The organism is Streptomyces sp. NPDC048436, from assembly GCF_043200355.1.
Taxonomy (GTDB): Bacteria; Actinomycetota; Actinomycetes; order Streptomycetales; family Streptomycetaceae; genus Streptomyces.
This window is the reverse complement of record NZ_JBICXP010000003.1, coordinates 711,643-734,620: the sequence shown is the minus strand read 5'-3', so window position 1 is coordinate 734,620 and position 22,978 is coordinate 711,643. Positions and strand designations below refer to the sequence as shown.

General features: G+C 70.5%; 19 protein-coding genes and 1 pseudogene. 6 read left to right on the top strand and 14 right to left on the bottom strand.

Going from position 1 to position 22,978, the window contains the following annotated elements; genetic code table 11:
- Positions 1 to 10: 10 nt before the first annotated feature.
- Both ACGFX9_RS14225 and ACGFX9_RS14220 read right to left on the bottom strand, forming a co-directional pair.
- Positions 11 to 490 carry an ATP-binding protein gene (locus tag ACGFX9_RS14225; RefSeq protein WP_393470521.1) on the bottom strand — a complete coding sequence of 160 codons (480 nt, stop codon included), beginning with the start codon at positions 488 to 490 and terminating at the stop codon, positions 11 to 13.
- Between the two features lie 168 nt (positions 491 to 658).
- Complete coding sequence (locus ACGFX9_RS14220; RefSeq protein WP_393470518.1) at positions 659 to 1,288, bottom strand: HdeD family acid-resistance protein; 630 nt, start codon at positions 1,286 to 1,288, stop codon at positions 659 to 661.
- A 126-nt stretch (positions 1,289 to 1,414) separates the two neighbouring features.
- Between ACGFX9_RS14220 and ACGFX9_RS14215 the strand changes: the two genes are divergently transcribed.
- The gene (locus ACGFX9_RS14215; RefSeq protein ID WP_393470067.1) at positions 1,415 to 2,176 is read left to right on the top strand and encodes an enoyl-CoA hydratase/isomerase family protein; all 762 of its coding nucleotides are present in this window, start codon (positions 1,415 to 1,417) and stop codon (positions 2,174 to 2,176) included.
- Positions 2,177 to 2,189: 13 nt separating this feature from the next.
- On the opposite strand, the gene ACGFX9_RS14210 is transcribed toward ACGFX9_RS14215, so the two are convergent.
- From ACGFX9_RS14210 to ACGFX9_RS14200, 3 genes and pseudogenes are all read right to left on the bottom strand, one after another.
- Complete coding sequence (locus ACGFX9_RS14210) at positions 2,190 to 2,822, bottom strand: DJ-1/PfpI family protein (RefSeq protein ID WP_393470064.1); 633 nt, start codon at positions 2,820 to 2,822, stop codon at positions 2,190 to 2,192.
- A 7-nt stretch (positions 2,823 to 2,829) separates the two neighbouring features.
- Positions 2,830 to 3,117, bottom strand: a complete 288-nt coding sequence (locus ACGFX9_RS14205; RefSeq protein ID WP_393470515.1) for a helix-turn-helix domain-containing protein — start codon at positions 3,115 to 3,117, stop codon at positions 2,830 to 2,832.
- Between the two features lie 192 nt (positions 3,118 to 3,309).
- Positions 3,310 to 3,822 (bottom strand): annotated as a pseudogene (locus ACGFX9_RS14200) (AraC family transcriptional regulator); the annotation flags it as partial.
- 134 nt (positions 3,823 to 3,956) lie between these two features.
- Between ACGFX9_RS14200 and ACGFX9_RS14195 the strand changes: the two are divergent.
- The 3 genes from ACGFX9_RS14195 to ACGFX9_RS14185 all read left to right on the top strand — a co-directional run bounded on the left by ACGFX9_RS14195 (position 3,957) and on the right by ACGFX9_RS14185 (position 7,557).
- Positions 3,957 to 4,847, top strand: coding sequence for a hypothetical protein (locus tag ACGFX9_RS14195; protein ID WP_393470061.1), 891 nt, complete (start codon positions 3,957 to 3,959; stop codon positions 4,845 to 4,847).
- 97 nt (positions 4,848 to 4,944) lie between these two features.
- Complete coding sequence (locus ACGFX9_RS14190) at positions 4,945 to 5,112, top strand: LPFR motif small protein (protein WP_393470058.1); 168 nt, start codon at positions 4,945 to 4,947, stop codon at positions 5,110 to 5,112.
- Positions 5,113 to 5,175: 63 nt separating this feature from the next.
- Complete coding sequence (locus ACGFX9_RS14185) at positions 5,176 to 7,557, top strand: Tex-like N-terminal domain-containing protein (RefSeq protein ID WP_393470054.1); 2,382 nt, start codon at positions 5,176 to 5,178, stop codon at positions 7,555 to 7,557.
- 21 nt (positions 7,558 to 7,578) lie between these two features.
- On the opposite strand, the gene ACGFX9_RS14180 is transcribed toward ACGFX9_RS14185, so the two are convergent.
- From ACGFX9_RS14180 to ACGFX9_RS14170, 3 genes are all read right to left on the bottom strand, one after another.
- Positions 7,579 to 9,222 carry an ABC-F family ATP-binding cassette domain-containing protein gene (locus ACGFX9_RS14180; RefSeq protein WP_393470051.1) on the bottom strand — a complete coding sequence of 548 codons (1,644 nt, stop codon included), beginning with the start codon at positions 9,220 to 9,222 and terminating at the stop codon, positions 7,579 to 7,581.
- Positions 9,223 to 9,235: 13 nt separating this feature from the next.
- Complete coding sequence (locus tag ACGFX9_RS14175; protein WP_393470048.1) at positions 9,236 to 9,415, bottom strand: hypothetical protein; 180 nt, start codon at positions 9,413 to 9,415, stop codon at positions 9,236 to 9,238.
- Between the two features lie 97 nt (positions 9,416 to 9,512).
- Positions 9,513 to 10,544: an oxidoreductase gene (locus tag ACGFX9_RS14170; RefSeq protein WP_393470045.1), complete on the bottom strand. Its 1,032-nt coding sequence runs from the start codon at positions 10,542 to 10,544 to the stop codon at positions 9,513 to 9,515.
- Between the two features lie 67 nt (positions 10,545 to 10,611).
- Between ACGFX9_RS14170 and ACGFX9_RS14165 the strand changes: the two genes are divergently transcribed.
- Positions 10,612 to 11,580, top strand: coding sequence for an FAD-dependent oxidoreductase (locus ACGFX9_RS14165; RefSeq protein ID WP_393470042.1), 969 nt, complete (start codon positions 10,612 to 10,614; stop codon positions 11,578 to 11,580).
- A gap of 12 nt (positions 11,581 to 11,592) precedes the next feature.
- On the opposite strand, the gene ACGFX9_RS14160 is transcribed toward ACGFX9_RS14165, so the two are convergent.
- From ACGFX9_RS14160 to ACGFX9_RS14150, 3 genes are all read right to left on the bottom strand, one after another.
- Positions 11,593 to 13,257: a BCCT family transporter gene (locus ACGFX9_RS14160; RefSeq protein ID WP_393470039.1), complete on the bottom strand. Its 1,665-nt coding sequence runs from the start codon at positions 13,255 to 13,257 to the stop codon at positions 11,593 to 11,595.
- A 131-nt stretch (positions 13,258 to 13,388) separates the two neighbouring features.
- Positions 13,389 to 14,669 carry a M14 family metallocarboxypeptidase gene (locus ACGFX9_RS14155; RefSeq protein ID WP_393470036.1) on the bottom strand — a complete coding sequence of 427 codons (1,281 nt, stop codon included), beginning with the start codon at positions 14,667 to 14,669 and terminating at the stop codon, positions 13,389 to 13,391.
- Entirely contained in the window at positions 14,666 to 16,630 is a 1,965-nt protein-coding gene (locus ACGFX9_RS14150) for a Xaa-Pro dipeptidyl-peptidase (protein ID WP_393470034.1), read from the bottom strand. The genes ACGFX9_RS14155 and ACGFX9_RS14150 overlap by 4 nt, the downstream gene beginning before the upstream one ends.
- Before the next feature lie 194 nt (positions 16,631 to 16,824).
- On the opposite strand from ACGFX9_RS14150, the gene ACGFX9_RS14145 reads away from it, so the two are divergent.
- Positions 16,825 to 18,315 carry a M1 family metallopeptidase gene (locus ACGFX9_RS14145; RefSeq protein ID WP_393470032.1) on the top strand — a complete coding sequence of 497 codons (1,491 nt, stop codon included), beginning with the start codon at positions 16,825 to 16,827 and terminating at the stop codon, positions 18,313 to 18,315.
- Between the two features lie 83 nt (positions 18,316 to 18,398).
- Here ACGFX9_RS14145 and ACGFX9_RS14140 read toward each other — a convergent pair whose 3' ends face one another.
- The 3 genes from ACGFX9_RS14140 to ACGFX9_RS14130 form a co-directional block, all read right to left on the bottom strand.
- Positions 18,399 to 19,250, bottom strand: a complete 852-nt coding sequence (locus tag ACGFX9_RS14140) for an oxygenase MpaB family protein (protein ID WP_393470029.1) — start codon at positions 19,248 to 19,250, stop codon at positions 18,399 to 18,401.
- A gap of 126 nt (positions 19,251 to 19,376) precedes the next feature.
- The gene (locus ACGFX9_RS14135; protein WP_393470025.1) at positions 19,377 to 20,834 is read right to left on the bottom strand and encodes an amino acid permease; all 1,458 of its coding nucleotides are present in this window, start codon (positions 20,832 to 20,834) and stop codon (positions 19,377 to 19,379) included.
- Positions 20,835 to 21,037: 203 nt separating this feature from the next.
- A complete protein-coding gene (locus tag ACGFX9_RS14130) occupies positions 21,038 to 22,849 on the bottom strand; it encodes an AMP-dependent synthetase/ligase (RefSeq protein ID WP_393470023.1) in 1,812 nt (603 codons plus the stop codon).
- Positions 22,850 to 22,978 lie beyond the last annotated feature (129 nt).

Below are 22,978 nucleotides of genomic sequence, written 5' to 3'. Positions count from 1 at the left end.
AACTCCCGCTCTAGGCGGTGCCGTTGGGCTTCAGGGGCAGGGCTGCCCAGATGACCTTGCCCCCGCTCGCGGTGTGTTCGACGTCGCAGGCGCCGCCCGCCTCCTTCGTGATCTCCCGGACGAGGAGAAGACCGCGGCCGCCCGTCTGACCGTGGTCGGCCACCAGGGCGGTCGGGCGGTAGGGGTGGTCGTCCTCCACGGAGACCCGCACCCACTCCGCGCCGACCGCCACCTCCACCGCGAGCATCGGCGAGAGCAGGGCGGCGTGCCGTACGGCGTTGGTGACCAGCTCGGAGACGATCAGGAGCAGGCCCTGCACGAGGTCGTCCGACGCGGGCACGCCCTGCCGGGCGAGCAGATCGCGTACGGCGTGCCGCGCCTGGGGCACCGAGGCGTCGACGGCGGCGGCGGTGAACCGCCACACGCCCTCGTACGGCACTTTTCCGCTCCCCCGAGGGAGTGGGCCGGGCCCCCTCCCGTCGTCGCCCATCGTCCGGTCCCCGCCCTTGCGCTCGATTGTCACCACACATCGAGTGTTGAGAATGCGCTGGTCCGGACCGAATGACTGACCAGAAGTCAGCGACTATCGACGGCAATTGAGCACTGGCGTCCGAACTCGTCGGTTGAGCGACTAGTCCTGTCCCTCTGGTTTCGCCCTCTAGCGTTCTTCGGGTTGTACGGCTTCCGGCCCGCCCGGCCCATCGGCCACCATGCTCACGATCCGGCGCCCGCCGAGACCCGCGGCGAGCAAGCCGAGGCCGTCGAAGAGCAGCGCCAGCGAGAAGAAGCAGCCGATCACGTACTGGCTGCTGCTGGGCCAGTTGGCGAGCACCAGGATGCCGAGCAGCAGCCCGAAAGCTCCTTGCACCAGCGTCCAGCCGAACTGCGGGCCACGCACCACCAGGCTGCCGACCAGACGGAACACTCCGCCGGTCAGGAAGAGCAGCGCCGCGAACATCGTCAGCGCCTCCGCCGCGACCTCGGGCCTGCGGATGATCACGACGCCGGCCGCGAGGTTCAGGGCGGCCACGACGACACCGAGCCAGAAGAAGTTCGTGCCGCGCGACTGGACCGCGTGCAGCAGACCGACACAGCCGCCGATCAGCAGCAGCCAGCCGAAGAGGAGCATCGAGGTGAGGGTGGCGACGCCCGTGTAGACGAGGCCGACGATCCCGGCCAGCGCGAGGATCACGCCGAGCAGGGCCAGCCAGCCGAGGCTGCGGCTGAGCTGCTTGGCGTCCTGGGTGCCTTGGGCGCCCGGCGTGGCGGTGCCGTCGGTCTTGGCCATCTTGGCCGTCTTGGCGGACTTGGGTCGGGCCATCAGCGTCTCCGTCCTGCTTCCCCCGCCGAGCAGAGTTCTCAGGGCCGCCCCTTCTTGATCGTACGTTCGAGGCGTGCGGATAGCATCCGGCGCATGGAGTCGCAGCTGAGGCAGGCCGTCACGCACGGCGTCGCCACCGTCGTCATCGACCATCCGGCCAAGCGCAACGCCATGACGACGGACATGTGGCGCGGGCTGCCGCCGCTGCTCGCGGGGCTCGCCGCCGATCCGGCCGTCCGTACGGTCGTGCTGACCGGCGAGGGCGGGACCTTCTGCGCGGGCGCCGACATCTCCTCGCTGCGGCAGTCGCCGGGCGAGGCGCAGGAGCTCGCGGTGCGGGCCGAGGAGGCGCTCGCGGCCTTCCCGAAGCCGACGCTCGCCGCGGTGCGCGGCTACTGCGTGGGCGGCGGAAGCCAGCTGGCCGCGGCCTGCGATCTTCGGTTCGCGGACGAGGACGCCTTGTTCGGGATCACTCCGGCGAAGCTGGGGATCGTCTACCCGTCGTCGTCCACGCGGCGCCTGGTGTCGCTCGTGGGACCTGCCACCGCCAAGTACCTCCTGTTCTCGGGCGAGTTGATCGGGGCGGAGCGTGCGTTGCGCACCGGTCTGGTGGACGAGGTGCTGCCCGGGGACGGGCTCGACAAGCGGGTCGCTGAGTTCACCGCCGTACTGGCCGCGCGGTCGCAGCTGACGCAGGCCGCGGCCAAGGAGTTCACGGCGGGGCGTCTGGACCGGGACGCCTACTGGAGCGAACAGGCGCGCGCGGGCGGCGACACCACGGAGGGGGTCGCCGCCTTCCTCGATCGCCGCGAGCCGCGCTTCACGTGGACGCCCGGCGAAACCACTGCGAGCTGAAGCGACTGCCCCGCTACTGGCCGAATCGGCTCCCCGCGCGGAATCGCTCGACCAGGTGCGCAGGCGCCTTCTGCGGGGATCCGGCGTCGTAGGGCGGCTGGGGGTCGTACTCCGTCAGGAGCTGCACGGTCTGGGCCTGCTCCTCTCCCGCGATACGGCCGACGAGGGCGAGCCCCATGTCGATCCCGGAGGAGACACCGGCCGACGTGACGTACTTGCCGTCGAACACCACCCGCTCCCCCGTCGGCTCCACGCCGAACCGCTCGAGCTCCGCGAGGGCGAGCCAGTGCGAAGTGGCGCGGCGGCCCCTGAGCAGCCCCGCGGCGGCGAGCAGGAGGGAGCCGGTGCACACGGACGTCGTCCAGGTGCTGGTGGCATCCGCCGAGCGGAGCCAGCCCAGGAGCGTCTCGTCCTCCATGTGGTCGCTCTGTCCTGGGCCGCCGGGGACGACGACGATGTCGGGGGCCGGTACGTCGGCGAAGGCCCGCTCGGCGACGAGCGCGAGGGAGCGGCTGTCGTTGCGCACGGGACCGGCGCGGTGGGCCACGAAGACGGTCTCGGCGCCGGGCATACGGCTGAGGGTCTCGTACGGGCCGACCGCGTCCAGGGCGGTGAAGCGGTCGAACAGGGCGATGGCGATCTGCATGGGGTGCCTATCCGTTGCGGGTGGGCGCCGTCCGGGCGGCGGGCGGGGCGTGGAAGCGCCGCCGGTACTCGGCGGGCGCCGCGCCGAGGGTCTTGACGAAGGACCGGCGCATGGCTTCGGGGGTGCCGTAGCCGCAGGCGCGCGAGACCTCCTCGACGCCGTCGGAGGTGTCCTCCAGGAGGCGGCGGGCGTGCTCGACGCGGACGCGCTCGACGTACTTCCCCGGGGTCATCCCGGTCTCCGTCAGGAAAGCGCGGGCGAAGTGCCGGGGCGAGAGCCGGGCGCGGGCGGCCAGCGACTCGACGCAGAGATCGCTGTCCGGGTGCTCGGTGATCCACTGCTGGACCTCGCGCAGGGGCTCACGCCTGGCCGTCTGCGCGGCGAGCTGGGCGCTGAACTGCGCCTGGTTCCCGGGGCGCCGCAGAAAGACGACGAGGTACCGCGCGACGGTCAGCGCCTCGTCGCGGCCCAGGTCCTCCTCGACCAGGGCAAGGGCCAGGTCGATGCCGGCGGTCACGCCCGCGGACGTCGCCACATGGCCGTCGCGTACGAAGATCGGGTCCGGGTCGACCTCGATGGCGGGGTGGTCGCGGGCGAGCGCGTCGCAGTACGCCCAGTGGGTCGTCGCCCGGCGGCCGTCCAGGAGGCCCGCCTCGGCGAGCAGGATGGCACCGGTGCAGACCGAGACCAGGCGCTGCGCGCGCGGGGCGTGTGTGCGGAGCCAGTCGATCAGGCGGGGGTCGGCGGTGCGGCTGCCTGTGCCGCCCGGGGCGAGGAGCGTGTGCGGTACGGGGGCGTCGGCGAGGGAGGAGTCCGGGACGAGCGTCAGTCCGCTGGAGGTGCGTACGGGGGCGCCGTCCAGGGACGCGGTGTGGATGCGGTACGCCGGTACGTCACCGCCGCGGTGGGCGGCGCCGCCCGCGAAGACCTCCACCGGGCCCGTGACATCGAGACTCTGGACGCCGTCGTAGAGGACGACCAGGACGGTTCGCTGCTCCATGTCCCTGATTCTTGGGCCCGGGCGCGATGGCCGCAATGACGAGGTGCCCACCTTTCCTGCCATGGGTCCCGTCGGGGCCGGTGATGCCGAGCCCGGGGCTTCACGTCATACCAACCAGTCGGTAACGTGCGGTCATGACTTCTCTTACGCCCCCCGCCCCGGCCACGGCCCTCCACCCCCGCGCGGGACGCCGATGTCACACCGTGCTCAATTCGCTGCACTCGACGCACTACTTCTCCCCCGACGTGGGCAGCGAGCTGGCCGGCCTCGGCATCAGCCACCCCAGGGCCGTCAATTTCGCCGTACGCACGGCGGCGATGGGTCCGGTCGGCCCCGGAGTGGTCGCGGCGGCGTTCTACAACTACAAGTACGACCTCGTGGCCCGGCACGTCCCCGGCATCTGGCGTACCGCGTCCCCCGAAGACGTCCTCGCCGCACGCCTGCGTGCCGTCGACGCGACGCTGCGACGCCTCCTCGGGGAGGAGGCCCTCACGTCCCCCGAGATGGCGGAGGCGGCGGGGCTCGCGCTGCGCGCCACCGAGGCCTGCTCCCGTGCCGCACGCCCGCTCTACGCCGCCCACGCGGACCTGCCCGTCCCCGAGGAGCCGCACCTCGCGCTCTGGCACGCGGCCACGCTGCTGCGCGAGCACCGGGGGGACGGGCACCTCGCGGTCCTCATGGACAGCGAACTCGACGGGGTGGAGGCCCTGGTGAGCCACACGGCGACGGGCAAGGGCATGACGCCGAAGTGGAACGTCGCCATTCGCGGCTGGAGCCAGGAGGACTGGGACGCCGCGGTGGAGCGGCTGCGCGCCCGCGGACTGCACGACGGGAAGGCCGAGTTGACGGAGGCCGGGGTCGCGCTGCGCCGGGACGTCGAGGAGGCCACGGACCGCCTCGACCGGGCGCCGTACGAGCACTTGGGGGCCGCGGGCGTCGAGCGCCTGACGGAGCTGGGGTCGGTGTTCGCCGGGGCGGCGCTGAAGTCCGGGGCGTTCCCGGCGGATCTGCTCGGCAAGGAGTAGGCAGCCGCGCCGAGCATGCACCGCACTGGGTGAGGTACCCGTTCGCCTCCGGTCGGGTGCGTCTGGCGCCGGACCGGGCGACGAAAGGGGTAGTCCCGTGTTCCGTGCGATCGCAGATGTCCTGCGTCAGATCGGCGCGGCGCTCGCCACAGTGGTGACGCTGCCGTTCCGCGCAGTTGCCCGGCTCTTCGGCGGAGCCTCTCGTTCCGGAGGCCGTTCCGGAGGCCGTTCGGGGCGTCGGCCGGGGCGGGCACGCCGGGTCTGATCCCCCCGCTGTCGGTGCCACCTGCCACAATTGCCCGGCAACCCCAGTGAGAAGGCGGGAAACGTGGCACCTCTGCAGACGTCCACTCCAGCATCCATCGAAAGCAGGATCGCCGAAGAACTCGGCGTACGGGAGCGGCAGGTGAAGGCCGCCGTCGACCTGCTCGACGGCGGCTCGACGGTGCCCTTCATCGCTCGCTACCGCAAGGAAGCGACCGAGATGCTCGACGACGCGCAGCTGCGCACGCTCGAGGAGCGGCTGCGCTATCTGCGGGAGCTCGAGGAGCGGCGTGCGGCGATCCTCGAATCGGTCCGCGAGCAGGGCAAGCTGAGCGACGATCTTGAGGCCCGGATCCGCGCGGCGGACACCAAGGCGCGGCTCGAGGACATCTATCTGCCGTTCAAGCCGAAGCGGCGCACCAAGGCGCAGATCGCCCGCGAGGCGGGCCTTGAGCCGCTGGCCGACGGGCTGCTCGGCGACCCCTCGGTGGAGCCGCTCGCCGCGGCCGCCGCCTTCGTGGACGCGGACAAGGGCGTCGCTGATCCGCAGGCCGCCCTGGACGGTGCCCGCGCGATCCTCGCCGAGCGGTTCTCCGAGGACGCCGACCTGATCGGCGAGCTGCGTGAGCGCATGTGGGTGCGCGGCCGGCTCTCCGCGAAGGTCCGCGAGGGCAAGGAGGAGGCGGGCGCCAAGTTCGCCGACTACTTCGACTTCGCCGAGCCCTTCAAGGACCTGCCCTCGCACCGGATCCTGGCGATGCTGCGCGGCGAGAAGGAGGACGTGCTCGACCTCGTCCTCGAACCGGAGGAGGCCACGGAAGGGCCTTCTTCGTACGAGGGGATGGTCGCCCACCGTTTCGGCGTCCAGGACCGCGGGCGCCCGGGCGACAAGTGGCTGCAGGACACGGTGCGCTGGTCCTGGCGGACCCGCATCCTGGTGCACCTCGGGATCGACCTGCGCCTTAGGCTGCGGACGGCCGCCGAGGACGAGGCCGTGCGGGTCTTCGCCTCGAACCTGCGCGACCTGCTGCTCGCCGCACCGGCGGGCACGCGCGCGACGCTGGGGCTCGACCCCGGTTTCCGTACGGGTGTGAAGGTCGCCGTGGTCGACGCGACCGGCAAGGTCGTCGCGACGGACGTCATCCACCCGCATGTCCCTGCGAACAAGTGGGACAAGGCCCTGGCCACGCTTGCGAAGCTCGCCAAGGAGCACGCGGTCGACCTGATCGCGATCGGGAACGGCACGGCGTCCCGCGAGACGGACAAGCTCGCCGGTGAACTCATCGACAAGCACCCGGAGTTGAACCTCACCAAGGTGATGGTCTCCGAGGCGGGCGCCTCGGTGTACTCGGCGTCGGCGTTCGCCTCGCAGGAGCTGCCCGACATGGACGTGTCGCTGCGCGGCGCCGTGTCCATCGCCCGCCGCCTCCAGGACCCGCTCGCCGAGCTGGTGAAGATCGACCCGAAGTCCATCGGCGTCGGCCAGTACCAGCACGACCTCTCCGAGGTGAAGCTGTCGCGCTCGCTCGACGCGGTCGTCGAGGACTGTGTGAACGGCGTCGGCGTGGACGTGAACACCGCGTCCGCCCCGCTGCTCGCCCGGGTCTCCGGCATCGGCGCCGGGCTCGCCGAGAACATCGTGTCGCACCGCGACGCCAACGGCCCCTTCGCCTCCCGCAAGGGCCTCAAGGACGTGGCGCGGCTCGGCCCCAAGGCGTACGAGCAGTGCGCGGGCTTCCTGCGCATCCGCGGCGGCGACGACCCCCTGGACGCCTCCAGCGTGCACCCCGAGGCGTATCCCGTGGTGCGCAAGATGGCGAAGAAGACCGGCGGTGAGGTCGCCTCCCTCGTCGGCGACACGGCGACGCTGCGCTCGCTCAGGGCGGACGAGTTCGTGGACGAGTCCTTCGGTCTGCCCACGGTGTCCGACATCCTCAAGGAGCTGGAGAAGCCCGGACGTGACCCGCGTCCGGCGTTCAAGACGGCGACCTTCAAGGAAGGCGTCGAGAAGATCTCCGACCTCGCGTCCGGGATGGTGCTCGAAGGGGTCGTCACGAACGTGGCGGCGTTCGGCGCGTTCGTGGACATCGGTGTTCACCAGGACGGGCTCGTGCATGTCTCCGCGATGTCCAGGACGTTCGTCAAGGACCCGCGGGACGTGGTAAAGCCGGGTGACATCGTCAAGGTGAAGGTGATGGACGTCGACATCCCGCGCAAGCGGATCTCGCTGACGCTCCGCCTCGACGACGAGGCGAGCCCTGCCGACGGCGAGCAGCCGACGCGGGGCGGGCGTCCCCCACAGCAGAGGGGCAAGCGACCCCCGCGCCAGCAGGACGGCCAAAGTCAGGGCCAGCGGCAGCCGAAGCGGCAGGGGCCGCCCCCTGCCAATGACGCGATGGCTGACGCGCTGCGGCGGGCCGGGCTTCTGGACCCCAAGAAGCGCTGAGTCGGGGGGGAGCTGCGGAGGTCAGGGTGACAGCTCGGTCACCTTGCCCTCCGTCACCTCCAGCCGCCGCGTCACCCGCACCGCGTCCAGCATTCTGCGGTCGTGCGTGACCAGGAGCAGCGTGCCCTCGTAGGCCTCCAGTGCCGACTCCAGCTGCTCGATCGCGGGCAGGTCGAGGTGGTTCGTCGGCTCGTCGAGGACCAGGAGGTTGACGCCACGGCCCTGGAGGAGCGCGAGGGCCGCGCGGGTGCGCTCGCCCGGGGAGAGGGTGGCCGCGGAGCGCAGGACGTGCGCCGCCTTCAGGCCGAACTTGGCCAGCAGCGTGCGCACTTCGGCCGGTTCGGTGTCGGGCACGGCCGCGCAGAACGCGTCCAGGAGGGACTCCGTGCCGTGGAACAGCGCGCGGGCCTGGTCCACCTCGCCGACGAGCACCCCGGAGCCGAGGGCCGCGTGGCCCGCGTCGGTGGGGATGCGGGTCAGAAGCGCGCCGAGCAGGGTCGACTTACCCGAGCCGTTCGCGCCGGTGATGGCCACCCGGTCCGCCCAGTCGATCTGCAGCGTCACGGGTCCTAGCGTGAAGTCGCCGCGGTGCACCTCCGCGTCGCGAAGGGTGGCGACGACGCTGCCGGAGCGCGGCGCCGACGCGATCTCCATCTGCAGCTCCCACTCCTTGCGGGGCTCCTCGACGACGTCCAGGCGCTCGATCATGCGCTGCGTCTGGCGTGCCTTCGACGCCTGCTTCTCGCTGGCGTCGCTGCGGAAGTTCCGGCCGATCTTGTCGTTGTCGCCCGCCTTGCGCCGGGCGTTCTTGACGCCCTTGTCCATCCAGGAGCGCTGCATCTGGGCGCGGCCCTCAAGGGCGGACCTCTTGTCGGCGTACTCGTCGAAGTCGTCGCGTGCGTGCCGGCGCGCGACGTCCCGCTCCTCCAGATACGCCTCGTAGCCGCCTCCGTAGAGGTTGATCTGCTGCTGGGCGAGGTCGAGTTCGAGGACCTTGGTGACGGTGCGGGTGAGGAACTCGCGGTCGTGGCTGACGACCACCGTGCCGGCACGCAGTCCTCGTACGAAGCTCTCCAGGCGGTCGAGGCCCGCCAGGTCGAGGTCGTTGGTCGGCTCGTCCAAGAGGAAGACGTCGTAGCGGGAGAGGAGCAGCGACGCGAGGCCCGCGCGGGCGGCCTGGCCGCCGGAGAGGGAGGTCATCGGCAGGTCGAGGCTGACGCCGAGGCCGAGGGACGCGGTGACCTCTTCGGCCCGCTCGTCCAGATCCGCACCGCCGAGCGCCAGCCAGCGTTCCAGGCTGACGGCGTACGCGTCGTCCGCTCCCGGGGTCCCGTCGACCAGGCCCTGGGTGGCCTCGTCCATGATCCGCTGGGCCTCGTCGACGCCGGTGCGGCGGGCGAGGAAGGCGCGGATGGACTCCCCGGGGCGGCGGTCCGGCTCCTGGGGCAGGTGGCCCACGGCCGCGGTGGGCGGCGAGAGGCGCAGTTCACCGGTCTCCGGGGTGTCCAGGCCCGCGAGCAGGCGCAGGAGGGTGGACTTGCCCGCTCCGTTGGCGCCCACGAGGCCGATGACGTCGCCGGGGGCGACGACCAGTTCGAGGGCGGAGAAGAGGGAGCGGTCGCCGTGGCCGGCGGCGAGGTTCTTGGCGACGAGGGTTGCGGTCATCAGGGGGTCGAGTTTAGGCGAGGCCCGGGACTGCCTGCCCGGCAGCACGGGCGCGGCGGGGCCGGGCCGCCGCGAGAGGGACAAGCCGCTCGGCGAGGTCGTAGGTCAGGCGCCCCGCGACGCGGTCGCCCAGCTTGAACAGGGCGCCCAGTTCGCCGTTGATGGTGGCGAGCTCGCAAGTGACGCCCGTCATCACGTCATCAAGGGCTTCGCGCGATCGCCGTGGGCGACAGGTCGCCGATGTGTGCCGCGTCACAACATCGGCGGTCCTCGCGGCTGCCGGCCGCCGGCTACCGCACTATCGGCGCCACCAGCACACTGTCCGTCGTCCGTGCCACCACGTACGACTCCCCCTTCGTCGCCTTCGCGTCCAGCTCGATGCGGTGCGACCCCGGTTCCAGGACGCCCTCGAAGACCTCGTGGACCTGGGTGCGGAAGAGCCGGTCCTGGCGGTAGGCGATGAGTTGGACCCGGCATGTCGATGTGGTCTCGACCGCCGCCGAACCGTCCGCTGCCGCGAGCCGCGTCAGGCGGCGCTGCGCCTCCGGGCTGCGGTCAAGGGCGTGCTCTATCTGCGCGACGAGGAGCGGGATGATCGGGGCGAGGCCGTCGACGTACGCGACCTGGAGCCCCGCCCCCTCGAACGCCGCGCGCACGCTGTCGCGCGTCGCCGCCGGGACGGCCCGCCCGAAGGCCACCGCCCCGTACGTGCGCAGCTCGTCCGGCGGCACGCCCGTCGCGTCCGCCGCGATGTCCGCGCCGACCCCGATCGTGCGCAGCGCCGCCGCGAGTTTGGCGAGGACGGCGACGCGGGCGCCGATCAGGAGCACCCTGCGGCGGGCGGCCGGTTCACCGGCGGTCAGCAACTGGCCGAGCGCCGCGCGGTATTCGTCGCCCTGAAAGCGGAAGGGCCCTATGCCGTGGTAGCCGTTGAGCTCCAGATCGGCCCGCTCGGCCGTCTGCCAGGCGAAGTCACGCCATACGTAGGCGTCGGTGCCGTCCGGTGCCCTCTCGATGACCGCCGTGACCGCCCCGCACTCCAGGCCCTCGCACTCGGGACAGCCATAGATGACGTGACGGCCCTCGCTCAGGGGCGCCGCCGTCTCCAGGAGGAGGCCGCGCACGTGGTGGGAGAAGATCGCGGGTGGTACGTCGGAGGCGAGCGGGGAGACGGCGTCGAGGTCGGAGAGCTGGAACAGCAGCGGGCGCCCGTCCACGATGAAGTCGACGAAATCCCGGTGGACTTGATATTCACCGTTGGCGAGAACCCCACCGGCGCGTATGGCCGGTGCCAGTCCGAAGGTCGCGTACTCGGCAGACATGGTGTGAGTATCCCCATCTCCGACGTGATGTGAGCACGGCATTGCGTCAATCCGCTACGTTCCTGGGATGGACGGGACAGATGACAACGATGTGATCGTGGTGGGCAGTGGTGTCGTGGGCCTGACGACCGCCGTGCTGCTGGCCGAAGGCGGGCGCCGCGTGCGGGTGTGGGCGCGGGAGGCCGCCGAGCGGACGACCTCGGCCGTCGCGGGTGCGCTGTGGTGGCCGTACCGCATCGAACCGGCCGCGCCCGTGGGTATCTGGTCGCTCCAGTCCCTCGCCCTCTACGAGGAGTTGGCGTCGCGGCCCGAGGAGACCGGCGTACGCATGGTCGACGGAGTACAGGGCGACACGCGACTGGACGACCTCGGCCCGTGGGCCGCAGAGGTGACGGGGCTGCGGCCCACCACCCGGGACGAGTTCGACGGGCCGGGGGTGTGGGCGCGTGTGCCGCTGATCGACATGCCCGTGTATCTGGGGTGGCTCCGCGAGCGCCTCGCGCGGGCCGGCGGGACGGTGCAGGCGCGCTCGGCGGAGAGCCTCGACGAGCCGCTGGCGGAGGCGCGCTGCGTGGTCAACTGCTCGGGGATCGGGGCGCGCAGCCTGGTCCCCGACCTCTCGGTGCGGGCGGTTCGGGGGCAGTTGGTGCTGGTGGAGAACCCCGGGGTGCGGACCTGGTTCGCCTCGGCCGGACCCAGCGGGCAGACCTCCACCTACTTCTTCCCGCAGCCGGGCCGGCTCGTGCTCGGCGGCACGGCGCAGGAGGACGACTGGTCGCTCGAACCCGATCCGGTGGTGGCCAAGGCCATCGTGGAGCGGTGCGCCGCCGTGCGGCCCGAGATAGCCGGGGCCCGGGTCCTCGACCATCGGGTGGGGCTGCGGCCCGTGCGCCCCGCGGTACGGATCGAGCGTGAACTGCGCCCTGATGGAAGGGTGTTGGTGCACAACTACGGCCACGGCGGTGCCGGGGTCACCGTGGCCTGGGGCTGCGCGCGGGAGGCGGCGCGCCTCGCGGACGAGGCGGCCGCCTCCTGAACCGGCGCGAACTCAGACGGGCTTGACCGTGACGTCCTCGTCGTCCCCGGTGTCGCTGGGGCCGATGCGGATCTCGAAGTCGCCGTCGTACTGCTCGTGGCCCGCGATCACGGCCTTCTCGACGGCCTCCGTGCCGTGCTCGCCCCGCACGATCAGCGGGTCGTGGCGCAGGTCCCGCATCAGGGCCACACACATCCCGATCATCACCAGGGTGAAGGGCGCGGCGACCAGGATCGTCAGATTCTGCAGACCCGTGAGGGCGTTGCCCGTTCCGTCACCGATGAGCAGCATGATCGCCGCCACGGCTCCCGTCACGACGCCCCAGAACACGACCACGAACTTGCCGGGTTCGAGCGCGCCCTTCTGCGAGAGCGTGCCCATGACGATCGACGCGGCGTCGGCACCCGAGACGAAGAAGATGCCCACGAGGATCATCACCAGCAGGCTGGTCACCGTGGCGATCGGGTACTCGTGCAGCAGGCCGAAGAGCTGGCCCTCGGGCGTGCTCGCGTCGGCGAGCCCGCCGCGCTCCTTCACCTTCATGGCGGTGCCGCCGAAGACGGCGAACCACAGCAGGCTGACGGTGCTCGGCACCAGGATGACGCCGCCCACGAACTGCCGGATCGTGCGCCCGCGGCTGATCCTGGCGATGAACATGCCGACGAAGGGCGTCCAGGAGATCCACCAGGCCCAGTAGAAGACCGTCCAGCTGCCGAGCCAGTCCGATACGCCCTTGCCGCTGGACGCCTCCGTACGCCCGACCAGCTGGGGCAGGTCCCCGAGGTAGGCACCGATCGAGGTCGGCAGCAGGTCGAGGACGATGACGGTCGGGCCCACGATGAAGACGAACACGATGAGCAGCAGCGCGAGCACCATGTTGATGTTCGAAAGCCACTGCACGCCCTTCTCCACACCGGAGATGGCGGAGGCGACGAACGCCACGGTCAGTACGGCGATGATGCCCACGAGCAGACTGGTGGGCACATCCTTGCTCCAGTCGAGCACCTCGAAGCCGCTGCCGATCTGCAGGGCGCCGAGCCCCAGGGAGGCCGCCGAGCCGAAGAGCGTGGCGAAGATGGCGATGATGTCGATGACCCTGCCCCAGGCGCCGTGGGCGTGCTTCGGGCCGATGAGCGGCTCGAAGACGGCACTGATGGTCTGCCTGCGCCCACGCCGGAACGTGCTGTACGCGATGGCGAGACCCACGACCGCGTAGATCGCCCATGGGTGGAGCGTCCAGTGGAAGAGGGTGGTGGCCATGGCCGTTTCCATCTTCGCCGCCGAGTCGGCGGGGTCCGTGCCCGGCGGTGGCGTGGTGAAGTGCGCGAGCGGCTCGCTCACTCCGTAGAACATCAGACCGATGCCCATACCGGCGCTGAACATCATCGCGACCCAGGAGACGGTGCGGAATTCCGGCTCCTCACCCTCCTCACCGAGGGTGATCTTCCCGTACCTGCTGACCGCGAGCCAGAGCGCGAAGACGACGAAGCCGCTCGCGGCCAGCATGAAGGCCCAGCCGCCGTTGTGGATCAGGCCGTTGAGCATCTTCGTCGAGGCGCTCTCGAGCGAGTCCGTCGCCACGGCGCCCCAGACCACGAAGGCCAGGGTGAGGACAGCCGTCACCCCGAACACGATCCGGTCGGTCTGTGGATGTCGGCCGTCGGGGGAGGGAGCCATGATCGGCCCCTTTCCCCCGTCGTCCGCTTTTTGCTGGTCTTGCGTCACAAGTACACCTTTCGCGGATGTCGATCACGTGCAATCTCTGTACTCCGCTACCCCCTACCACATGTGACGCACCTACCACTTGCTCAGCACTTGGTGTCGGGCCTGCCCGTGACGAGGTGGTAGGGGGCACGCTCGTCGAGGAGCAGCGGGACGAGGGCGCGCGCGGACTGCCGCAATGGCACATAGGCGCCCGCTCCGGCCCGCTTGGCCTTGACTCCGTGCAAGGCGAGTTCGTCCTTGATGTCGCCGTACTGCGCGGCGTCGAGCCGGTAGCCGCAGGCCGGGTCCTGGATCACTTCGGACGGCTCCGCGGGGTCGTTGTCCGCCCCGCCGAGGTAGATGGGGCCACGGTCACGGAAGCCTTCGAGACGGGCCGCGGCGGTGGCTGCCTCCAGCTGACCGCGCCTGGCGTCGGCGTAGGTGAACAGGCCGCTGAGTGCGGAGAGTTGGGAGTTCACACGGCGCCGGTTGTTCAGCGCCTCGTCCTTCTTCTCGGCGTCGGTGAGGGGGTCGACGCGGCTCTCGATGAGGAGACCGGCGGCGTGCTTGATGCCGGATACGTTGCGCAGGATGCGTTCCTGGCCGTCGCCCGCCGTCTGCTTGATCGGTTCACCGGTCACCGGGTCGGTCCAGATCCCGTACGTCCCCGTCGTGTGGCCCGAGGCGTTGGCGGCCGGCCTCACATAGTCCTCGGACAGGGTCTTGGCCTCGTCGTGCACGGCCTCGTCGGTGTTGAGGTTGCGCGGCCACAGGTCGAACAGGTCTTTGTCGTAGTACTTGGGGGTCGCTCCGTACTCGTGCAGGTCGTAGATGGAGTCGGGCTGCCGGTCGCGGATGACCGCGGCCATGGCGCGGGCCTCCGCGGTTCGCAGGGCTATGTGGTCGCGGTTGATGTCGACGCCGTCGGAGTTGCCGCGGGTGTCGGCGGCGCGGCCGTCCGGGTTGGCGGTGGGGACGACGAGGAGCGTGGTGTGGGAGAGGAACTTCCGCGTCTTCTTGTCCTTCGCGTACGCCAGATCGCGGATGGTCGACAGGCAGGCGTCGCGGCCCGATGGCTCGTCGCCGTGCTGGCTGCAGATCAGCAGCACGGTGTTCTTCGTGGGGCGGTCCCCGATGCGGACCAGTTGGAGGGGCCGGTCCTGTTTGGTGGTGCCGATGCGGGCGATCGAGACCCGGTCGGTCGCCTTGTCGACGGCGGCGAGGAAGTCCTGCTCCTCGGGCTGACTGGTCCAGCGGGCGCCGTTGCTCTCCTCGAAGCCGGTGCGTGGCGGGGTCGGCGTCGCCTGCGCGGGCGCTGTCACGAGCGGCGCGGCGAGCGCGGCGGTGGCGCAGGCGAGCGCCAGGGTGCGGATGCGGGGCCTCATGAAGTGCTGCCTCCCGGGACGGGGCGGAACGGACGCGGCGGGGCCACGCCGTCGAGACGGGATTCGCGCGGGGCGACGGTTGCCGAGTCGGTGCTGAACGCGTCGTCGCCGCCCACCAGCGGCACCTTCGCGGAGGTGCGGGACAGGTCGATGGCGAGCGTCGGGGTGGAGTCCGGAGGGTCGATGAGGTCCTTGTCGGTGCCCGCGATGATCAGGGCGAGGCGGTGCCCCTTCGGTACGACGTGGTCGCTCGCGGCGAGGTCGAGGGTGATGGTGTGCGGCTTGCCCGGCGTGAGGGGGCGGCCCTTGTGGTCGTCCGCGAAGTTGCCGAGGTCGGCCCAGCCGCGGCTGAAGACCGTGTAGTCGACGTCGGCGGTCTTCGGTTTCGTCTCCTTGAAGCAGGAGCTGTCGCCGCCGGTGCTCGGGCCCCAGCAGGTGCGTTCGGGGAGCGTGGTGATGCCCTCGCCCGCGCCGGCGTAGTCGCGGATGGTGGCGGGGCCGAGGTCGACGAGGACGGCGGAGAGGTGGGCGGTGCGGGTCGTCGGGGTGGCGGTGACGGTCACCTCGGACGAGCCGGACAGGCGCAGGTCGCCGCCGAGCGGCTTGCTGATGAACCCGGCCTTGGACGGGGCCGAGGTGTCGATCTGGGCGGCCCAGTCGGTCTCGCTCAGCTTCGGGTCGTCGGTGAAGGTCTCGCTGCCGGTGCCCTGACGTGTGCCGAGGGTGCCGACGCCCGGTGAAGTGCCCTTGCCGGGGCGGAGTTTCACCGTGTCCGTGGCGCGCGGGGGCCAGACGCGGTCGGTGGTCCACTGCCCGGGGGCGCGCTCGATGTCGGCCATCGGCTCGCGGTCGACGCCGTTGTCGTAGCCGAGGAGTTCGTGGTCGAACCAGCGGTGCAAGGTGCGCACCCACTCCGCGCGACGGAAGTCGAACGGGTCGACGTGGCCGGTCTGGCTGAGCCATACCTTGCGGTCGACGCCCTCGTCCGCGAGCGCGTCCCACCACTGCCCGAAGTGCTTGGTGCGGACGTTCAGGTCCTGCATGCCGTGTACGGCGAAGACGCTGGCCTTCACCTTGTCCGCGTCCGGGGTGTAGTCGCGCTCGTCCCAGAGCCGGGTCCAGTCGCCGGTGCGCGGCGCTTCGTCGACAAGTCTCTTCTGTACGGCGGCGCAGCGGGCCCTGGCCTCGGGGCTCTCCACGTAGTCCGAGAGCCACTCGGGGCCGCTGTCGTAGAGCGGGGCTCCCTTGGCGAAGTAGTAGTCGTACCAGGAGGAGATCGCGCCGATGGGCACGATGGTCTTGAGCCCTCGCACTCCAGTGGCGGCCACGCCGTTGGCGATGGTGCCGTCGTAGCTCTTGCCGATCATCCCGGTGACGCCGTTGGTCCAGGACGCCTTGGCGTCCTTGCCTCCGGTGCGGGTGGTGTAGCCGCGGGCCCGGCCGTTCAGCCAGTCGACGACGGCCTTGGCGGACTGGATGTCGGAGCGGCCCCCGACGTCCACGCAGCCGTCGGAGCGGTTGGTGCCCGCGAGGTCGACGGCGACGAAGCCATAGCCGCGGGGCACGAAGTAGTTGTCGTAGTAGAGCGGGAACTGGACGGGGTTGCCGTCCGCGTCGTATGTCTTCTTCTGGCTTTCGTTGCCGCGCCCGCAGCAGGAGTAGTACGGGCTGGCATCCATGATCACGGGTATTTTCCGGCCCTGTTGGGCGGGTTCGCGGGGGCGGACGATGTCCACGGCGACGCGGTCGGTCTTCCCGTCGTCGTCGCCGTCGATCTTGGTGTCGACCCAGACGGACTCCCGGATCGCGCTCTCGTACGAGTAGACGGGCTTGCTCTCACGCGGGGCGCCGGGCGCCCCTTGTGCGGCGCCCGGGGACATGAGTGTGGACAGCAGGGCGGCCAGAGCGGCCGTCACAAGGGATCTCCGGATCAAGCGCGTGCGACGCGCACGTATCGGCATGGCGCGGAAGGTACACCGGTCAACTCCCGCGCGACAGAGGGCCCTACGCGACGGCGTCAGGCTCATGGGGTGTTTTGGCACATGTCGGCCGAATGGCGATCGTGTGACAGCAGCGACCATGGACATGACGCGTGGCCAGGGCGCTCAATATGGTCGACCCATCTACCGAAGTGCCCCTACGACTTGGAGCTCTTGTGCACCGCAGACTCATCGCCCCGGGCGCGCTGGCGGCCTCCCTGCTGCTGGCGATCCCGGCATCGGCCGCTGACTTCACGCCTGGAGCCCCGGGTATCGGCGACCCCTACTACCCGGCAGGCGGCAACGGCGGCTACGACGTCTCGCACTACGACCTGCGGCTGAAGTACCAGCCGAAGACCGACCTGCTCGAAGGCACGGCGACCCTCAACGCCGTAACGACGCAGGACCTTTCCCGCTTCAACCTCGACCTCGGCCTGAAGGTCAGCGAGGTGCGCGTCAACGGCAAGAAGGCGGCCTTCAAGAAGTCGGGCGAGCAGGAGCTGGAGATAACCCCGGCGGCCGGACTGCCCAAGGGCACGCCGATCACCGTGGTGGTCCGTTACGCGGGCAAGCCGTCCGAGGTGAAGATCAACGGCTTCACGGCGTGGGCGCGTACGCCGGACGGTGGCGTGGCCGCCCAGGAGCCGGACTCGGCCGCCTGGTGGTACCCGTCCAACGACCACCCGCTCGACAAGGCGACGTACGACGTCTCGGTCTCCGTGCCGGACGGCTCGCAGGCCATCTCCAACGGCGTGCTGCAGTCGCAGAGTTCGAAGCTCGGCTGGACGCGTTTCAACTGGCGCTCGAACAAGCCGCAGGCCAGCTATCTGACGACGCTCGCCGTCGGCAAGTTCGACATCACGACCGACAAGACCGCGGACGGTCTGCCGGTCCTGAACGCCTACAGCAAGGACCTCGGCGACAACGCGGGCGCCGCGCGGGCGAGCATCGAGCGCTCGACCGAGGTCGCGGAGTGGCTGGAGACGGTCTTCGGCAAGTACCCGTTCAACGCCCTTGGCGGGTACGTCCCGAACGTGACGAGCGGCTTCGCCCTGGAGACCCAGACGCGGCCGTTCTACAGCCCGAGGCAGTTCGCGAACGGCTCCAACGTCTCCGTCGTGGTGCACGAGCTCGCCCACCAGTGGTACGGCGACAGCGTGTCCGTCGACGGCTGGAAGGACATCTGGATCAACGAGGGCTTCGCTCGGTACAGCCAGTGGCTGTGGTCGGAGAAGGAGGGCGAGGGCACGGCGCAGGAACTGGCCGACTACGTGTACGCCCAGCACCCCGCCGACGACCCCTTCTGGAAGGTCAAGCCGGGCGACCCGGGCCCGGACAACCAGTTCGACATCGCCGTCTACGACCGCGGTGCGCTGGCCCTGCAGGCGCTGCGCAACGCGGTGGGCGAGGAGTCCTTCTCGGCGATTCTGAAGGGCTGGCCCAAGGAGCACGCGTACGGGAACGCGAAGGTGGGTGACTTCGTGAAGTACGCGGAGAAGGTTTCGGGGAAGCCGCTCGCCTCGCTGTTCGACGCGTGGCTCTACCAGCCGTCGAAGCCGTCCGCTCCGGCCGCCGACCGTGCCGGGGTCTCGCGTACCGCGGGGGTCCCGGCCGCGCCCAAGTCGTGGAAGGGGATCGCTGCCACGAATGGTGTGCACGGTCACTGAGACCGAGCCGCCGCTTCGCGGCGGATGTTTCCCGCCCACGCCGCCCGATTGCCCCGCAGTCGGGCGGCGTGGGTTTCAGCGCGTCAGCGCCGCCGCCTCGCCTCGCGGGCCATCGGCAGATACCGCAGCCGCTCCGGCAGCAGCGGGACCACCGTGCGTACGACGAGGCAGAAGCGGCGCAGCCTTCGTTCCTGGTCCCGGGTCCAGGGCAGACCTATGGCTTCCCGCGCGTCCGGCGGCATCAGGCCTATCGTGACGAAGCGGCGGAAGCGCGCCAGGGGCGGCAGAAGGGCCGGCCAGAGGGTGCGGAGGAGCAGGCGCAGGAGGAAGGGCCCCCGGTCGGGCGGTGGGACCGGGCGGTCGGTGGCGACCAGGTCGCGCACCACTTCCGTCTCCTCCAGCTCGTCGGCCAGCATCTTGCGGTAGTACGGCCAGAACTCCTCGATCGACTGGGGCATGTCCCGGTCATGTATCCCGAGTATCCGCCCCACCTGGAGCCACTCCGCGTAGAGCTGCCGCTCCTGCGCCTCGGTGAAGGGCCGCCGCCCGAGATACTTCTGGGCGTGCTGGTAGACGGGGAACCCCGTGGCGTGCACCCAGGCGTAGTTCGCGGGCTGCAGCGCGTGATAGCGGCGGCCGTGCGCGTCCGTGCCCTGGATCGTCTTGTGCAGGGCCCGCAGCCTGCGGCCTTCCGCTGCCGCTTCCTGACCCCCGTACACCCAGAGCAGCACCGAGCGCACCGAGCGTTCGCCCCGGCCCCACGGGTCCGTCCGGAAGACGGAGTGCTCGTCGACCCCGGCGCCGACAGCGGGGTGCGCGACCTGCATGGTCAGGGCGGCGGGGAGGGTCAGGAACACGCGGATGTCCCCGGCGATGCTCCAGAGGATGCCGCCGGGCGGGGGCGGGGCTGGGTCGCGGTGGTCCTCGGTCTTCATGGCGTATTCCAGTATGCGACCGCCTGGCGCCTACCGGGCGGCGGCGTCGGGGTGGGCGCCAGAGGGTATGCCACAGCCCCGCGCCCCTTACGGGGCGCGGGGCTGTGAGTCGTTGGCCGTTGGCCGTTACTTCGTGAGGCCCGCTGTCTCGCGGTCCACCCTCTTGCGGATTCCGTACCAGCCGACGGCCAGCGCCGCCGCGATGATCGGGATGAGGTAGAGCGTCTTGCGGCCGATCTCGGGGTCCTTCCACATCAGGCCGAGGACCGCGAGCAGGAAGGCGATCGTGACGATCTCCGTGACCGGGCTGCCCGGCAGCCGGAAGCTGGGGCGGCTGATCAGGCCCTCCTTGGCGCGGCGGACGAACGCCAGGTGACAGATCATGATGATCACCCAGGTGCTGATGATGCCGAGGGACGCCACGTTCAGGACGATCTCGAAGGCCTGGCTAGGCATGAGGAAGTTCAGGCCGACGCCGAGCACGCACACCGCGGAGGTGAGCAGGATGCCGCCGTAGGGGACCTGGCTGCGGTTCATCCTGGCGGTGAACTTCGGCGCCGAACCCGCCATCGCCATCGAGCGCAGGATGCGGCCCGTGGAGTACAGGCCCGAGTTCAGCGAGGACATGGCCGCCGTGAGGACGACCAGGTTCATCACGTCACCGGCCGCGGGAACGCCGATCTTGGACAGGACCGTCACGAAGGGGCTCTGGTCCGCCGAGTACACCGACCCGGGGAGCAGAAGCGCGAGCAGGATGACAGAGCCGACGTAGAAGAGGCCCACGCGCCACATGATGGAGTTCACCGCGCGCGGGACGACCTTCTGCGGCTCGGCCGTCTCGCCCGCCGCGACGCCGACCAGCTCCAGCGAGGCGTACGCGAAGACGACACCCTGCATGACGATCACGACCGGCATCAGGCCGTGCGGCAGGAAGCCGCCGTTGTCGGTGATCACGCTCAGGCCGGGCGTCTGGCCGTCGACGTCGTGCTGGGTGACCAGCAGGAAGATGCCGATCAGCATGAAGGCGACCAGGGCGGCGACCTTGACGATCGCGAACCAGAACTCCATCTCGCCGAAGTACTTCACCGAGATCAGGTTGATCACGAGGACGACGGCCAGGGCGATCAGCGCGAGCACCCACTGGGGTATGTCGGTGAAGAAGCTCCAGTAGTGCGTGTAGAGCGCGATCGCGGTGATGTCGGCGATGCCGGTGGTCGACCAGTTGAGGAAGTACATCCAGCCGGCGACGTAGGCGCCCTTCTCGCCGAGGAACTCACGCGCGTAACTGACGAACGAACCCGACGACGGCCGGTAGATGACCATCTCGCCGAGAGCGCGTACGACGAAGAAGGCGAAGATGCCGCACACGAGGTACGCGACGGCGAGCGCGGGGCCCGCGGAGTGCAGGCGGCCGCCCGCACCGAGAAAGAGTCCAGTTCCGATCGCGCCACCGATGGCGATCATGTTGACGTGACGGGCCTTGAGGTCCTTGCTGTAACCGGCGTCGCCCGCGTCCGCGGGGGCCTGGGACGCATCTGTGCGGGATGCGTCCGCAGCGGCCGTGTCTACGGCTTCCTTGCTCACGTGGGGGGTCTACTCTCTGGTGCCCGGAAAACTCCGGTGTCCGGATGTGCTCCGGCCCACGACACCCCTGTCGTGCGTGGACCGACGCGACACCTTCCCCCAGAGATCCCCCGGCATGCGGTGGCGCACGTCACATAGCGGCACTTCTCACATGGTGGGCAGGGGATGTACACGCGATGACCACCGGGTGTATGGCTCGTGAATCACGTGGCGTACAGAGCGTCGATGGCGTCCTCGTACTTCTCCCTGATGATCCTGCGCCGCAGCTTCAGGGACGGTGTCAGCTCCCCCGTCTCCGGGCCCCACTCCTCGCCGAGCAGCCGGTACCGCTTGATCTGCTCGGTGCGGTTGAGGCGCGCGTTGGCCTCCTCGACGGCCCGCGCGATCTCCTCCTGCACGGCCTCGCTCTCCACCGGGTCGCCCGTGATCCCCCGCGCGGCGGCCCACGCGGGGGCCATTTCGGCGTCGAGGACGAGCAGCGCCACCAGGTAGGAGCGGCCGTCTCCGTGGACGAGGGCCTGGCCGATGAGGGGGTGCTCCTTGAGGGTGTTCTCGACGAGCGCGGGCGAGACGTTCTTGCCCGTGGAGGTCACGATGATTTCCTTCTTGCGGTCGGTGAGCCAGAGGAAGCCGTCCTCGTCGATCCGCCCGATGTCACCGGTGGCGAACCAGCCTTCCTCGTCACAGGCACGCTCGACGCCGCCGTCCGGCAGGAGATAGCCGTCGAAGACCGTCTCGCCGCGCACCAGGATCTCGCCGTCGTCGGCGGTGCGGACCTCGAGTCCGGTCAGGGGCTTGCCGACCGAGCCGAGGCGGAAGCCGGCGGGGCTGTTGGTGGTGGCGACACCTGTCGTTTCCGTCAGGCCCCAGGCATCCATGATCACGATTCCGAAGCCCGCCCAGAAGCGCACCACGTCCTGTGGCATGGGCGCTGACGCGCTCGCCGTCCACACCAGGCGGTCGAAGCCCGCCAGGGAGAGCAGTGGGTCCAGGATCTTCTCCTTGGCCTCGCGGTAGGCAGCCTCGACGTCGGCGGGCGGGTCCTCGCCGCGCTCCACGTACGCCACACGCGCGCGTGCCGTCTCGTTCGCCGCCTCGATGGCCTGCCGCCGCTCGTCGGGAAGGCCCGCGAGCGCGGCCCGTACGGACGTGGCGAGCTTCTCCCAGACGCGCGGAACCCCGAAGAACTGCGCGGGGTGCAGCTCGCGCGCGGTCGCCGCGACGGCGGCCGGGTCCGCGCACAGGTAGACGTGCGCGGCACGGAACACCGCCAGGTAGATGCTCAGCATCCGTTCCGCGATGTGGGCGAAGGGGAGGTAGCAGATGTGCTCGACGTGATCGGGCAGGGAGACGACGGCGTCCAGGGCCACGCTGTCGAGGACGACGTTGCGGTGCGTGATGCGCACGCCCTTGGGGTCGCCTGTGGTGCCCGAGGTGTAGACGACGGTGAGCGGGTCCTTGGCCCTGGACTCGCGCCAGCCCTCTTCGAAGGCGTCCGGATCGAACAGCCGGCCTCCGGTGGCGTGCAGGGAGCCGTACGCGCGGTGCGGGCCCGCCTCGGCCCCCTCGACGACGACCAGGCGCTCCAGTGGTGCCGTGCTGTCCGCCAGGAGGGGCTCCCAGCGGGCCAGCTCGCGGGCGCCCTCGACGATCGCGAAGCGGGCACGGCTGTGCCGGGCGATGTGCGCGATCTGGTCGGGGGCCGAGGTGCCGTACACCGTGACGGGGACGGCGCCGAGGTGCACGAGGGCGAGGTCGCTCAGCCAGTGTTCGGGGCGGTTGCCCATCATCATCAGTACGTGTTCGCCGCGCCGTACGCCGAGCGCCGCGTACCCGGCGGCCAGGACGGCGATCTTGCGGCGTGCCTCACGCCAGGTCAGTGTCGTCCACTCCCCTCCGGGCGTGGTGCGCCAGGAGAGCGCGGGGAGGTCGCCGTGGTCCTCGGCGTTGCGCAGCAGCAGGGCGGGAAGCGTGAGGTCGGCGGGTTCACCGGGGAGTCGCAGGATCGTGGTCATGACCGCCTCCTGGCGTCATCGACGAAGCAAGTGACTGGCCGGGACGCTTTCACAACAGTGGTGAGACAGCAATACTGTTGCACTGGATCGGCGCACAACCGCCGGTGCACAACTAGGGGTACACGACCG

Excerpts from the sequence above, each read along its gene's own strand:
- ACGFX9_RS14225 (WP_393470521.1), bottom strand. The coding sequence starts at position 490 with ATGGGCGACGACGGGAGGGGGCCCGGCCCACTCCCTCGGGGGAGCGGA.
- ACGFX9_RS14220 (WP_393470518.1), bottom strand. The coding sequence starts at position 1,288 with ATGGCCAAGACCGACGGCACCGCCACGCCGGGCGCCCAAGGCACCCAG.
- ACGFX9_RS14215 (WP_393470067.1), top strand. The coding sequence starts at position 1,415 with ATGGAGTCGCAGCTGAGGCAGGCCGTCACGCACGGCGTCGCCACCGTC.
- ACGFX9_RS14210 (WP_393470064.1), bottom strand. The coding sequence starts at position 2,822 with ATGCAGATCGCCATCGCCCTGTTCGACCGCTTCACCGCCCTGGACGCG.
- ACGFX9_RS14195 (WP_393470061.1), top strand. The coding sequence starts at position 3,957 with ATGACTTCTCTTACGCCCCCCGCCCCGGCCACGGCCCTCCACCCCCGC.
- ACGFX9_RS14180 (WP_393470051.1), bottom strand. The coding sequence starts at position 9,222 with ATGACCGCAACCCTCGTCGCCAAGAACCTCGCCGCCGGCCACGGCGAC.
- ACGFX9_RS14175 (WP_393470048.1), bottom strand. The coding sequence starts at position 9,415 with ATGACGGGCGTCACTTGCGAGCTCGCCACCATCAACGGCGAACTGGGC.
- ACGFX9_RS14170 (WP_393470045.1), bottom strand. The coding sequence starts at position 10,544 with ATGTCTGCCGAGTACGCGACCTTCGGACTGGCACCGGCCATACGCGCC.
- ACGFX9_RS14165 (WP_393470042.1), top strand. The coding sequence starts at position 10,612 with ATGGACGGGACAGATGACAACGATGTGATCGTGGTGGGCAGTGGTGTC.
- ACGFX9_RS14160 (WP_393470039.1), bottom strand. The coding sequence starts at position 13,257 with ATGGCTCCCTCCCCCGACGGCCGACATCCACAGACCGACCGGATCGTG.
- ACGFX9_RS14155 (WP_393470036.1), bottom strand. The coding sequence starts at position 14,669 with ATGAGGCCCCGCATCCGCACCCTGGCGCTCGCCTGCGCCACCGCCGCG.
- ACGFX9_RS14150 (WP_393470034.1), bottom strand. The coding sequence starts at position 16,630 with ATGCCGATACGTGCGCGTCGCACGCGCTTGATCCGGAGATCCCTTGTG.
- ACGFX9_RS14140 (WP_393470029.1), bottom strand. The coding sequence starts at position 19,250 with ATGAAGACCGAGGACCACCGCGACCCAGCCCCGCCCCCGCCCGGCGGC.
- ACGFX9_RS14130 (WP_393470023.1), bottom strand. The coding sequence starts at position 22,849 with ATGACCACGATCCTGCGACTCCCCGGTGAACCCGCCGACCTCACGCTT.